Below are 13,170 nucleotides of genomic sequence, written 5' to 3' on the forward strand. Positions count from 1 at the left end.
ATTATACATAAATAATTTATAAAGTTATTTAAAAAGTGTTGTATTATATTTTGCAATCGCTTACAATACATGTGAAAGATATCACAAAGGAGTTGTACAAGATGCAAAATTTAAGAAACAGAAGTTTTTTAACACTATTAGACTTTTCACAAAAAGAGGTTGAGTTTTTACTAAATCTATCAGAGGATTTAAAACGTGCGAAATACGCCGGTATAGAACAGCAAAAACTTAAAGGTAAAAACATCGCATTAATTTTTGAAAAAGATTCTACTCGTACACGTTGTGCGTTTGAAACTGCAGCATATGATCAAGGCGCTCACGTGACATATCTTGGACCAACTGGAAGCCAAATGGGTAAAAAAGAATCTGCGAAAGATACTGCTCGTGTATTAGGTGGTATGTATGATGGAATCGAATACCGCGGCTTCTCACAACGTACTGTTGAAGAATTAGCGAAATATTCAGGTGTGCCTGTGTGGAACGGCTTAACAGATGAAGATCATCCAACTCAAGTACTTGCTGACTTCTTAACAGCAAAAGAAGTATTGAAAAAACCTTACCATGAAATCAACTTCACATATGTTGGAGATGGACGTAACAATGTAGCAAATGCATTAATGCAAGGTGCAGCTATCATGGGAATGACTTTCCACTTAGTTTGCCCTAAAGAATTAAATCCAACTGATGAGTTATTAAAACGTTGTAAAGAAATCGCAGCTAAAAATGGTGGCGAAATCTTAGTAACTGATGACATCGATGAAGGTGTTAAAGGATCAGACGTTATCTACACAGACGTTTGGGTATCAATGGGTGAACCTGACGAAGTTTGGGAAAAACGTATCAAGTTATTAGAACCATATCGTGTAACTAAAGAAATGATGGAAAAAACTGGTAACCCACGTGCCATCTTTGAACACTGCTTACCATCATTCCACGATACTGAAACTAAAATTGGTAAAGAAATCCAAGAAAAATATGGCTTAACTGAAATGGAAGTTGCTGACGAAGTTTTTGAAAGTGAACAATCTGTTGTCTTCCAAGAAGCTGAAAACAGAGCACACACTATTAAAGCTGTAATGGTTGCAACTTTAGGAGAATAATTGAAGGGAGACCTACCTATGTCTAAAATCGTAGTGGCTTTAGGTGGTAACGCTTTAGGACAATCACCTGAAGAGCAATTAGAATTAGTTAAAGGAACAGCTAAATCATTAGTTAGCTTAATCCAAAAAGGTTATGAAGTTGTAATCAGCCATGGTAATGGACCACAAGTCGGCAGTATTAATTTAGGATTAAATTATGCAGCTGAAAATGGTCAAGGACCAGCGTTTCCATTCCCAGAATGTGGCGCAATGAGTCAAGCTTATATTGGTTATCAATTACAAGAAAGTTTATTAAATGAACTTCATGCTTTAAATATTGATAAACAAGTGGTTACATTAGTGACTCAAGTTGAAGTAGATGGTGATGACCAAGCATTCAATAATCCTACGAAACCAATTGGCTTATTCTATACAAAAGAACAAGCGGAACAAACAATGGAAGAAAAAGGTTACAAATTCGTAGAAGACTCTGGACGAGGTTATCGTCGTGTTGTACCTTCTCCAATGCCAATCAACATTGTAGAACTAGATAGCATTGAAACATTAATTAAACACGGTACATTAGTTATTGCAGCTGGTGGTGGCGGTATCCCAGTTGTTAAAAAAGAAGGTAACTATAAAGGCGTCGATGCTGTTATCGATAAAGATAAAACAAGCGCTTTACTTGCGGCACACTTAAAATCAAATCAATTAATTATCTTAACAGCAGTAGATTATGTTTATATTAATTACGGTAAAGATAATCAAGAAGCTTTAGGTGAAGTAACAGTGGATGAAATGAATCAACATATTGCTGACGGTCAATTCGCAAAAGGTAGTATGTTACCTAAAGTAGAAGCGGCATTACAATTTATCGAGAAAAATCCGGAAGGTAGTGTATTAATTACATCTCTTGAAGATTTAGGAGATGCCCTAGACGGTAAAATTGGTACATTAATTAAAAAATAATAAACGCGATTAACTTTTGACATGGTTATACAATAACACTCAATACATTTTAATAAATAAGTTGAACCTGGGCTTAATGTGTGTGATTTACATACGTAAGCTCAGGTTTTTTAGTGGTCTTTTGGGTATTAAAAATCCTCTCACTAGTTGGCGTAGTGAGGGGATTGATGTTTACTAAATGTATTATGAAACTTGTTAAAATATTTCAATATCAGAAAGTGTAAAATGCGACTTCAAATTACTTTATTGTAATTAACTCAATATAAATGCCACAAATTCTTCTACGCTAAGATTGTCAAAGTAGAACTTTAAATCAATGTCATTCAAACGTTCAATCAAGTCAGCTTTGACCATACGCGTACCAATTAAATGTTCTTCAACATCGTGAATGTTACCTTGACCAAAGAAATCGCCATAAATACGACAAGCGGCAATACGGTTATGTTCAATTGATAGGGAAATATCAATTGTGCCACAACTAAAGCGCTCATTTCGATTGTATTCATATCGTGGTGAACGGCCATAGTTCCATTCCCAATTATCATACTTTTCAGCGACTAATTGATCGATGCCAGCCCAATCTTCGTCTGTTAATTCATAGCGTTTGGCATCTTTAATGTCATCTATTCCCATAATTTGCTTAATCATGAGATCTTTGAATTCATGAATGGTGATGTCTTGATATTTAGGGTCTAACGCATCGCGGATTTGACCGACGCGGGCACGTACTGATTTGATGCCTTTAGATTCAATCTTCTTACGGTTTGGTTTTAATACGTTGACCATGGCGTCGTAATCGACATCTAATAGTAATGAATAACCACCATAAATACGGTTATTCAATAATGTCATCGCAGCACCTGAAATTTTCTTGTCATTTAAAGCGAGATCATTACGACCACTTTGAATGACGTCAGTTGCGCCTAAATTATGTAACGCTTGAATAGCAGGGCGATAGAAGCGTTGGAAATCACCATAAATGGATGTATCCTGTTCTAAAATACAACATACGTTGACGGCACCATCGTCGACGTAAACTGCGCCACCGCCTGTATCACGACGTACGACTTTAATGTTGTTCTCATCGACGTAGTCTTGATTGATTTCAACCGCTGTATTCTGGAAACGACCGATTTCTACTTTAGGTTGGCAATAATAAGGAAGTAAAATATCTTCGTCTAGAAAGATATTGTTATTAATATATACTTGCATCGCCAAGTTTACGGCGCCATCATCGATATATTTACCATTACGAATAGGTTCTATTAAATACATGTTTTCGTCTCCTAAGTTGTTAATTGTCTTTGTGCGTTAATGATTAATGATGCTATATCTTCAGTGAGATGAATGGTTCTATCTTGAATTGATTTAGGGATGCGATACGCTTTCTTGTTTAACGTCATAAACACGGCATTGGGATTGTGACGCGTCATACGTTGGAAAGGATGTTTCACAAATTGTGGTGTCGTATAACCAATACCAATTTCAAGATATAACACTTTGCCATTCTTATGAGTATCTAGAAAATGATTGTAGCGATCTAATTGTGCATGGAAATCTGCATCTTCAACCATGCCAACTTGTGCTTTACGTTTGTTAATCTCCATAGGGGCATCACATTTTGGACAATGTGGAATCAACTCATATGGGATTTTCATGTCTTCTTGTTTAGCTACCATTTCGCGAATGGCATTATCATCACGATATGTTTGTGCATGACAGTGTTGGCTACATTGCCAAAGAATGTATTCTCCTTGAATATGGAATACTTTATTTAAATCATAATCTGCCACTAAAAAGGCATTATCTGCATTGGTCGTAATAATATGATAATCCTTGTGTTCAAGTATCTTTTTAAGTGCAACGTAAGAAGGGCCGACAGGTTGGTCTAAGTAGTTCAACTTCACGAAACGACTTTCAAATGCCCAATATTCTTGCCAACTATCAAACGGGTGCAAACTCGCTTGCAACATATCGAAGAAATTATATTTCTCAATAAAGTCGGGAAAGTTCTGCGTAAAACGTTCACCAATGTAAGTGAAACCGTCTGAAGCAGACATACCAGCGCCTATGCCAACAACAATGGCATCAGCTTCATCAATGGCTTGTGCCAAGATATCCGTTTGAGTGGCGTCTTGTTGTTGCGCCTTATCAAGCGCTATCCAATTCTCGTTATGCGTTGGGTTATCTGTTGTTGTCATTGAAAGCCTCCTTATATAGTTCTAAATCTCTATCTGTAAATACATTAAAGAGTACTTTCAACTCTGAGCCAGTTTCATGTAAATATTGACGTGTCGTTTCAATCGCTATACGACTTGCCTCATCTTGTGGGAATCCAAAGACACCTGTTGAAATACAACAGAATGCTAAGTGTCTTAACCCCTTTTCATCGGCAAGCGCTAGACAGCTATGATAACAACGTGCAAGTAAATCTTTATTCATCTGAGATACAGGTTGTTTACGAATTTGCGGGCCAACTGTATGAATGACATACTTGGCTGGTAAATTATAAGCAGAGGTAATCTTTGCTTTACCAACACCTTCTTTACGTCCTTGTTGCTCAATTATATGAGCGCAATCGAAACGTAACTGTACACCAGCCTTGATATGAATAATGTTATCTATGCAGTCGTGATTCGCTTGCATACATCCTAAGAATCGGCTATTCGCTGCGTTGACGATACCGTCAATATCAAGTGTTGTGATGTCACCTTGCCATAAATATAATGGCTCATCTGAAACAGGCGTTAAATCATCAATATGTTTAATGTCTTGTTGGTTGTTTAATGTAGATAAATAGGCATCTTGAATATCTAAGTACTCAGAACTGACAGGCTTTGGAGGGCGCACATTGGCTAAACCTCGATAAAGTTCCCATTGTTCTGTGTCAGTGTGAGGGAAGTCTAAAGGCTTGTCGCCATATTGTTCCTTCCACATCGTTTCAATAAGATAAGCTAAACGTTCTTGTTGGTTCACTGGCATTTAGTCCTCATCTGGATCTGGTAATGCGTCGTATGCTGCTTCATCTACATTTTCTAATTTAACTAACCAATTTTCTTCTGGTTTTTCAGAATTTAAAATCGCTGGTTCATCTTCAGCTTTCGTATTACGTTCGACGATTTTACCTGCAAGTGGAGATTGCACATCTAATACAGTTTTCGATGCTTCGATACTTACAATTTCATCATTGACGTTAACGTCGTCTGGTCCCATAAATTCTACATAACCTACTGTACCTACGTCATCTTGTAATTCAGGTGTCATGCGATAAATATATTGGTTTCCTACCTTTTCGACATATAAATAATTAGCTAATTTAGCCATTTCATTTCATCCTTTCTCTATTTATAAATACGCTTGTGCTATGTGTTCAATCGTTCGACATCGTTGATCGATGTCTGGTAATAGCGGTACGACTAAGACCTCATCCGCCTTAAATTCTTGGATCATTGCGTCCAAGCGGGGTTTCACTTGCTCGATTGTGCCAGCTAAGATACGTGCACGGTGCTGAGTTATGACACGTTTATCACGTTCACTTAAGTTGTATTGTCTTGCTGTTTCGATAGATGGGAAGCGGTCGAACTCGGCAAATTGACGTTTCCCTAATAACCATACGTCAAGAGCGTGTAGTAGGTCTTGCGCTTCTTCTTCAGTGTCCGTTACAATCGCAAACGTTGTTAACATGACTGTGGGTGACATGTTTAACGCAGTTTGTTGAAAGTGTTCACGATACGTTTCTACTGACGCTTTAGCTGCATCAATCTTATCTTGGCTAGGTAATAAGAATGTTCCTAAGGTGTAGCCCATGCCTTGTGTAGCAGCTAATTTAGCTGAGCGTTGACTCGCACTTAAGAGCCACATTTCTGGATGACGTGATAGGTGAGGTTGACTAATGACTTGTCCTACACGTTGTTCCTCTGGTGCTCGCGTCAAATAATGACGAATATCTTCAATGCTTTGTGAATAATCAAGATAGTCACGTTTGTCCTCATCCATTGCACGTTTGACCACCGCTGTACCTGGATTATTGCCGATACCCAAGTCAACCCGACCAGGATGGAGTGCCTCTAGCATTTTAAAATTTTCGGCCACTTTAAACGGGCTATAGTGAGGCAACATGACGCCACCAGAGCCTAACTTAATACGCTTCGTTTCCCCTAACAAATGCATCATTAAGAGTTCAGGACTACCACTCGCAAACGCTGGAACATCATGATGTTCTGTTAACCAGAAACGCTTGTAGCCTAAATCATCAGCGAGTTTCGCAAGTCTTGTGGTATCTTGTAAAGCTTGTGTCGCATTCTTGCCTTCATCAATCATGGCGTAATCTAATATATTGAAATCCACTTGGCGCTCATCTCCAAAGTTAATTGTTTAGTCCCTTAATTATAATACCCACCACCATTTTAACGTGTTTAGTGAAATTTTGTAGGAATTTAGTTTATACGTCACACAAATGTTCTAATGCTTTTCTTCTTTTCCTGAAAAGGGGTGTCCAAACAGTTCACAAACAAGTCGATTGAGTAATGTCATAAAGCATGATACTTTGAAAATAATACATAAAGAACGAAAGAGGATGTCATAAATGTCGAAATTCGCACCATTGCTAGAACCTATTACATTACCTAATGGCATTACATTAGCTAATCGATTTGTCCTTTCGCCCATGACGACGAATTCTTCTACTAAAGAAGGCCATATTACAGAGGAAGACATACGTTATGCGAAACGTCGTGCTGATTCAGCAGGATTGCAAGTGACTGGCGCAGCATATATTGAGCCATATGGTCAGTTGTTTGAATATGGATTTAATATTTCTGATGATGCCTGCATTCCCGGTTTAAGAAAAGTGGCTCAAGCTATGAAACAAGATGGCCATAAAGCGATAATTCAACTTGCACATGCTGGAAGATTCTCAAATACTGCGATTATGAATTATGGGGAAGTCTATGGCCCAAGTCCAATGACGTTACACTCTCCAATTAAACATGACGTTTTAGAAATGTCGGTGGAGAAAATTCATGACGTCATACAACAATATGCCGATGCAACATCTCGAGCAATTCAAGCGGGATTTGATGGCGTTGAAATCTCCGTTGCACAACGTTTACTCATTCAAACTTTCTTCTCTAAATTCTCCAATCAACGACATGATCAATATGGTGTAGATTCGTTAGAGAACCGAGCACGCTTTGGCTTAGAAGTCATGCAGGCAGTACAAAAAGTCATCGATGAAGAGGCACCAAGTGATTTCATATTCGGTTACAGAGCGACACCTGAAGAGACAAGAGGTAGTGATTTAGGCTATACAGTTGATGAATTTAATCAACATTTAGATTGGGTCATGGAAGTCGCAAATATTCATTATTTGGCTATCGCAAGTTGGGGACGCAATATTTATCAGAATAAGACGCGTACACCAGGCGATAATTATGGACGTCGCGTCAATCAGGTCGTATATGAGTATTTAAATGGACGTGTGCCGTTGATTGCGAGTGGTGGTATTAATACACCTGAAACAGCACTAGATGCTTTAAATAACGCTGATATGGTTGGCATGTCATCACCATTTGTCACAGAACCTGACTTCGTTCATAAATTGGCAGAAGGACGTGAAGATGACATTGATTTACATGTACATCCAGATGAATTAGATGAACTTGCCATTCCACATGCGGCGTTTAAAGACATCGTTCAAATGATGGATTACGGAGAAGGACTGCAGAAGAAAACACGCGATGAATTGCGTAAATTAGAGAAAAATTACGATGAAGAGTAGGGCGCAAGGCATAAATCGAATGTGTTAAAAAGATTTGGTTGCCTTGCAATGATGACTAGTACGGAGAATATGTTGATACAGGTTGGGATGTTTTAATACATTCCAGCCTTTTGTTTTGGTTAATTTCTAGCTAAATATTTAATTTTTCACGTTGTTAATGTAAACTTACTTATATATAAAGTTTACATTTAGGTTTTTACGGGATTTTTTAAAGTAAGGAGTTTAACAACATGAGATTAAATTTAGCAGAACGTATCTTAAATCAAGACGTACTAAGTAAAGAAGAAGCTTTAGCATTATTTGAAGATGAAACGATTGATACATTTGAATTATTAAATGAGGCATATATCATTCGAAAACACTTTTTCGGAAAAAAAGTGAAACTCAATATGATATTAAATGCGAAGAGTGGAATTTGTCCAGAAGACTGTGGCTATTGCGGTCAATCGGTGAAAATGAAAGAAAAACAACGCTATGCGTTAGTAGAACCTGACAAAATTAAAGCTGGTGCACAGGTAGCGACAGACAATCACATTGGCACATATTGTATTGTCATGAGTGGACGTGGGCCTACAAATAGAGAGGTTGATCATATCTGTGAGACGGTTCATGATATTAAGGCGTTGCATCCTCAACTTAAAATTTGTGCATGTCTAGGGTTAACGAATGAAGCACAAGCTGAGAAGTTAAAAGAAGCGGGTGTAGATCGTTATAATCATAATTTAAATACGAGTGAACGTTACCATAGCGAAGTCGTGACGACACATACATATGAAGATCGTGTACGTACGGTTGAAATCATGAAAGCGAATCACATCTCACCATGTTCTGGTGTGATATGTGGGATGGGGGAAACGAATGAGGATATTATTGATATGGCATTTGCGTTGAAGGAAATTGACGCTGATAGTATTCCAATTAATTTCTTACATCCAATCAAAGGGACAAAATTTGGCGGACTCGATTTGTTATCACCGATGAAATGTTTGAGAATTATCACGATGTTTCGACTCATCAATCCATCTAAAGAAATACGTATTGCAGGTGGGCGTGAAGTCCATTTACGTTCTTTACAAGCCATCTCATTAAAAGCAGCCAATTCCATCTTTGTAGGTGATTATCTGATTACAGGGGGACAACCGAATGAACTCGATTATCAAATGATTGAAGATCTAGGATTTGAGATTGATGGGTAATTTAGGAAGACTTTGATATTTGATAAGATAAAAGAGAATAATATTTAGAAAAGGATAAAAATAACATGTCATCTAAACAATCATAATTTGGAGATAAACGTTGGCATAACATTTTATTAATAGTAGTGGGTATATGGGTATTCTGTATATTTTATTTTGTAATGGGTGTTAATGTGGCATATGCATTAATGTTTTTATATGCGCCACTTACTATAGGCATAGTTAATTTAGGCAAACTTAGAGAAAAAGACGACAGAAATCACTGAATTACGAATTAATAATATAACCCCATATATTGTCCTTGTTAAATGATTAAATGTAAGTGATGAGACGACTATCACGAAACATAAACGTTATCGTAGAAGTCTCACTTATTAGGAATGGGGCGAGGACAAATGGAAGAGAAATTTGAAAAGATCTTATTAGATAATACAATATTTAATAAAAAAGAATTTATGGAAAAATACAATCCATGGGAACAAGAGAGAGCTACACATCTTATTAATAATTATTTAAAGCTAATGGATAAAGAGAATGAATCTAGTTATTTTACTGGTGATTTCAATTACAACAGTGAAAACTTTTCTTGGCTAGCGATTGAAGAGAATTTAGAAAATAAGTATTTAAAAACAGATAATAGAAATCAATTTCCTAAAAATATACATTATGGTTTACCAAACCAAATACATGGAGATATTGATAAATCAACAATTTTTCAATGCTTACTTAATCCTAATATTGCTATTTTGGATAATAAAAGTGAACCTGAAAATCTAGAAGATTTTTTTGATGAATTTGAAATCACAGATACTGGGGATTTAAGTGCAAAATTCTCAAACTATTCAAATGAAGAAAGAATTAAAGAGCATATTGTGGATACTGAAAGCTCAATGTTAAGTAAAGAGCTATTGAACTTAATAAAATTAGATGAATCCAACTTCAAAGAATTAATGAGTGGTGTAAAAAAATTAACGAATAGGTTTTATTATTTAGGAGAGTATTTTTATCCTCTGTTAACAAGTGATAACGAGAATACTAAAGTTTTTCGAAAGCTAAAAAAAGAGTTAGGAAAAGAAGAGAATTATTATACAGTAAAAGAGAATGCTGAAAAATTAAAGACGTGTAATCTTGAAATTTTTCCATTTCGTTCGAAAGAACCCAAATTAGGTTTTGGAAAAAATAACTTCGGTAGAGAGCTAGTTGAAACAGAAGTAAATACGGTACTATTAGGTGCTCGTATTATTTTAAGAAGAATAGCATTATATCTTCAAGGTGATTTAAGCAATAAAGTCCAACCTATATTCATCTTTAGAAGATATGATTTAGTATGGAAAAATCTTATTGAGACGGTATTAAAAAATGATTATAGAGTTAATGATGAAGATACTAAAGAAATGTTAAAAGAAATTGAAGATGAATATTTTTATTTCTTTAAAAGTAGACATAATAATCAGGTTTCAAGTGGAAAAATATCAAAAGGTAATTTGAAAAAAAGCGATAATAGCGTAAGTATATGTCAGAGAAATTTGACAGAAGAAGAATTTTTAAATTTAAAAAGTAACCATGACACGCTTATTTTGGAAAATAATGAAGAATAAAACAAAACTACTTAACTATCAATGTAACTAGATAAGTGGCTTCTATTATTTTATAAACGTTCTATGTTTTCACGTACTTTGTGAGCATCAGATGCTGCATAACGTACTTTACGATTTGCTTCAGAGACCTCTCTGACTTTCAAAAGAACGGTATGTGATTGGGAAAAAAGAAAATGAAGAGTGCGCAAAAAACCGCCATTACCGATTAAGGTAATGACGGCGCTAACAATTGTAAGGTGCATATTTGCACACCACACAATTGTATTTTTATTATTTTTTTAATAAATTTAAGAACGAGTTTAAACTTGCATTTGAAGCACTGATTTTGGCTTTTCTAGATTCACGTGTAGCAAGTTCAGCAGCGTATCTAGAAGCTAAAACATCTCAATTTGTATTTGGTCATTTTGCTTTATAATATAGTCTTGTTTGGCTTCTAATCTTGATTGATGTTCTTCAAGCTCAAACAGGTTAATTGCCTCTTTTATGTTGTCAGCACGATATGTAAGAAAATAATCATACATTTTAGATGCAGCATAAGCATTACAATATTTCTCTGGAATACGTTTATATATATCTATTTCATTTAAAACAGTTGCTACTTCATTTTTAACTTTATTGGCTTCATTAATTCTATTAATTGAAGAAGTAAAATGATTTTTATGAATTAATCTATTACGTGTAAACGAGTATTTCATAGAGTTGAGAAAAGCAGGATTATTTTTAGAATATTTTTTAATTCTGATGAAATATATTATATGCACTATTAAACCAAGTAGTACATATCTGAATTTTAAATATATAGATGATAATAATAAGAAAAATAATATAAAAATAACTAATCGATATATTAATGCATTTCTACGTATAATTTTAATTACTTTATCTCTAATATAGATATTTTCTTCATCAATTATATTATTTTGCTCGTTTACCATTTGACTAGCCTTAATACATAACGCTAAGTCTTTTAGAGTGCTTTCTTGAGGTTCATTCATAGTTGTCACTTTTATTCTGTAATAAGTATTTAGATAAATTCATTATACCGTTAATATTTATAAACTAAATAGAAAATTCTGAAAAAATCACAAAGAGAAACTCTTACTTGTACAAGTTTCTCTCCCTTAATATAGTTACATCAATCCTATCAGTTTCATCCATAATGAACCTAAACCGAGCCAGATTACAAAGTACACAACGCCTAAGACTAGGTTCATGAGCCACCAACGTTTCTGAGTGACGTAACCAGCTGCATAAAGAATAGGCGTAGGGCCACTACTGTAGTGTGTTGTAGAGGCCATTAAGTTACCAAAGAAACCAAGCATTAATGCGCTAAATAACGGTGGTGCACCTGCAGCAACGGCTACACCAAGTAATGCTGCGTACATTGCACTGACGTGAGCGGTTGAGCTGGCAAATAAATAATGTGAATAGAAATAGAAGATTATTAGAATAACAAGGACGACTGGCCAACTTAGACCGCCTAAACTGTTTGCGATAGTATGGCTTAACCATGGAATAAAGCCTAATTGATTCAGTTGATCTGCCATCATCACTAACACTGAGAACCACACTAATGTATTCCAAGCACCAGTTTCATTTAAAATATCTTTCCAATCTAATACGCCTGTGATAAGTAATAAAGATAATGCGATAAACGCAGTTAATGTTGCGTCTACACCAATAAAGCTACCTACTACCCAAAGTAGTAATGCGATAATAAATACACCAATCATGAATTTTTCGGCTTTAGCAATTGACCCCATATCAGCTAATTCATTTTCGACCCAATCTTTCGCATCAGGTGTTTCTTTGACTGTTGGCGGATACATTTTATAAATAATAAATGGTATGACGATAAGTGACACAATGCCAGGAACGATGGCTGCTAAGAACCAGTTCATCCAAGTAACGTGAACATGTGCAGTCTTCTCAGCTAAGTTCTGAGCAAGTGGGTTACCGGCCATTGCAGTTAAGAACATCGCGGCAGTAATAAGGTTGCCAAGAAATTCAGTGAATATTAAAAATGACCCCACCTTACGCTCAGTACCTTGTTTCGGGTCAGAATCAAACGATTTAGAAAGCGACTAAATAATTGGAAACATAATCCCACCTGCGCGAGCAGTATTACTAGGTGTTGCTGGTGCTAAAATCAAATCCACACCGACAAGTGAGTATGCTAGACCGAGTGTCTTCTTTCCAAATAATCTTACAAACTGAAGTGCGATACGACGGCCGAGTCCAGTTTTAACGAATCCTCTAGAGATAAAGAATGCCATTGCAATCAACCAAATACTTGGATTACCGAAACCTTGAACGGCAGTCTTTGTATCGATAACACCAACTAAAACGGTTAGCGTGAACCCTATGATCGATACGGCACCAATAGGCATAGGTTGTGTGATACAGCAGATAATGGTACCTACGAATATAGCAAACATTAGCCATGCATCCAGACTTAATGATTCAGGTCTGAAAGGGGCAAGCACAGCTATAAGTATGCCTATGACTAGAGGTAATATAAATTTTTTTATTTAACAGAGTTATTCATA

The 13,170-nt window shown here is 35.9% G+C and carries 11 protein-coding genes and 1 pseudogene; 5 read left to right on the forward strand and 7 right to left on the reverse strand.

What is annotated here, in order from left to right; genetic code table 11:
* Positions 1-101 precede the first annotated feature (101 nt).
* Together argF and arcC are read left to right on the forward strand one after the other, a co-directional pair.
* Positions 102-1,100 carry an ornithine carbamoyltransferase gene (gene argF / locus HMPREF2737_RS04455; protein WP_037550791.1) on the forward strand — a complete coding sequence of 333 codons (999 nt, stop codon included), beginning with the start codon at positions 102-104 and terminating at the stop codon, positions 1,098-1,100.
* 18 nt (positions 1,101-1,118) lie between these two features.
* A complete protein-coding gene (arcC, locus tag HMPREF2737_RS04460) occupies positions 1,119-2,048 on the forward strand; it encodes a carbamate kinase (protein WP_037550789.1) in 930 nt (309 codons plus the stop codon).
* Between the two features lie 252 nt (positions 2,049-2,300).
* Here the strand turns inward: arcC and HMPREF2737_RS04465 are convergent, their stop codons facing one another.
* From HMPREF2737_RS04465 to HMPREF2737_RS04485, 5 genes are read right to left on the reverse strand one after another with little or no spacing between them, the layout of a single operon-like run.
* The gene (locus tag HMPREF2737_RS04465) at positions 2,301-3,323 is read right to left on the reverse strand and encodes a lipoate--protein ligase (RefSeq protein ID WP_037550787.1); all 1,023 of its coding nucleotides are present in this window, start codon (positions 3,321-3,323) and stop codon (positions 2,301-2,303) included.
* Between the two features lie 11 nt (positions 3,324-3,334).
* Entirely contained in the window at positions 3,335-4,249 is a 915-nt protein-coding gene (locus HMPREF2737_RS04470; RefSeq protein WP_037550785.1) for an SIR2 family NAD-dependent protein deacylase, read from the reverse strand.
* On the reverse strand, positions 4,233-5,030 hold the full coding sequence (locus HMPREF2737_RS04475; protein ID WP_037550783.1) for a protein-ADP-ribose hydrolase: 798 nt from the start codon (positions 5,028-5,030) through the stop codon (positions 4,233-4,235). The genes HMPREF2737_RS04470 and HMPREF2737_RS04475 overlap by 17 nt, the downstream gene beginning before the upstream one ends.
* The gene (locus HMPREF2737_RS04480; protein ID WP_011274595.1) at positions 5,031-5,372 is read right to left on the reverse strand and encodes a glycine cleavage system H family protein; all 342 of its coding nucleotides are present in this window, start codon (positions 5,370-5,372) and stop codon (positions 5,031-5,033) included.
* A gap of 21 nt (positions 5,373-5,393) precedes the next feature.
* The gene (locus HMPREF2737_RS04485) at positions 5,394-6,395 is read right to left on the reverse strand and encodes an LLM class flavin-dependent oxidoreductase (protein ID WP_080287548.1); all 1,002 of its coding nucleotides are present in this window, start codon (positions 6,393-6,395) and stop codon (positions 5,394-5,396) included.
* Positions 6,396-6,633: 238 nt separating this feature from the next.
* Here HMPREF2737_RS04485 and HMPREF2737_RS04490 point away from each other — a divergent pair, with 238 nt between their 5' ends.
* From HMPREF2737_RS04490 to HMPREF2737_RS04500, 3 genes are all read left to right on the forward strand, one after another.
* Positions 6,634-7,827, forward strand: coding sequence for an NADH-dependent flavin oxidoreductase (locus tag HMPREF2737_RS04490; RefSeq protein WP_037550781.1), 1,194 nt, complete (start codon positions 6,634-6,636; stop codon positions 7,825-7,827).
* A gap of 230 nt (positions 7,828-8,057) precedes the next feature.
* Positions 8,058-9,023 (forward strand): biotin synthase BioB, encoded by a 966-nt coding sequence (gene bioB / locus HMPREF2737_RS04495; RefSeq protein WP_037550778.1) that lies wholly within the window; start codon positions 8,058-8,060, stop codon positions 9,021-9,023.
* Between the two features lie 395 nt (positions 9,024-9,418).
* The gene (locus HMPREF2737_RS04500; RefSeq protein ID WP_037550776.1) at positions 9,419-10,621 is read left to right on the forward strand and encodes a hypothetical protein; all 1,203 of its coding nucleotides are present in this window, start codon (positions 9,419-9,421) and stop codon (positions 10,619-10,621) included.
* A gap of 374 nt (positions 10,622-10,995) precedes the next feature.
* On the opposite strand, the gene HMPREF2737_RS04510 is transcribed toward HMPREF2737_RS04500, so the two are convergent.
* On the reverse strand, positions 10,996-11,616 hold the full coding sequence (locus HMPREF2737_RS04510; RefSeq protein WP_037550772.1) for a hypothetical protein: 621 nt from the start codon (positions 11,614-11,616) through the stop codon (positions 10,996-10,998).
* A gap of 135 nt (positions 11,617-11,751) precedes the next feature.
* Positions 11,752-13,169, reverse strand: a pseudogene (locus HMPREF2737_RS04515) (anion permease).
* Between the last annotated feature and the right edge of the window lies 1 nt (position 13,170).

It is taken from the genome of Staphylococcus sp. HMSC069D12, from assembly GCF_001810405.1.
Lineage (GTDB): Bacteria > Bacillota > Bacilli > Staphylococcales > Staphylococcaceae > Staphylococcus > Staphylococcus haemolyticus.

Coding starts and splice junctions, on each gene's coding strand:
- argF (WP_037550791.1), top strand. CDS start 102: ATGCAAAATTTAAGAAACAGAAGTTTTTTAACACTATTAGACTTTTCA.
- arcC (WP_037550789.1), top strand. CDS start 1,119: ATGTCTAAAATCGTAGTGGCTTTAGGTGGTAACGCTTTAGGACAATCA.
- HMPREF2737_RS04465 (WP_037550787.1), bottom strand. CDS start 3,323: ATGTATTTAATAGAACCTATTCGTAATGGTAAATATATCGATGATGGC.
- HMPREF2737_RS04470 (WP_037550785.1), bottom strand. CDS start 4,249: ATGACAACAACAGATAACCCAACGCATAACGAGAATTGGATAGCGCTT.
- HMPREF2737_RS04475 (WP_037550783.1), bottom strand. CDS start 5,030: ATGCCAGTGAACCAACAAGAACGTTTAGCTTATCTTATTGAAACGATG.
- HMPREF2737_RS04480 (WP_011274595.1), bottom strand. CDS start 5,372: ATGGCTAAATTAGCTAATTATTTATATGTCGAAAAGGTAGGAAACCAA.
- HMPREF2737_RS04490 (WP_037550781.1), top strand. CDS start 6,634: ATGTCGAAATTCGCACCATTGCTAGAACCTATTACATTACCTAATGGC.
- bioB (WP_037550778.1), top strand. CDS start 8,058: ATGAGATTAAATTTAGCAGAACGTATCTTAAATCAAGACGTACTAAGT.
- HMPREF2737_RS04500 (WP_037550776.1), top strand. CDS start 9,419: ATGGAAGAGAAATTTGAAAAGATCTTATTAGATAATACAATATTTAAT.
- HMPREF2737_RS04510 (WP_037550772.1), bottom strand. CDS start 11,616: ATGAATGAACCTCAAGAAAGCACTCTAAAAGACTTAGCGTTATGTATT.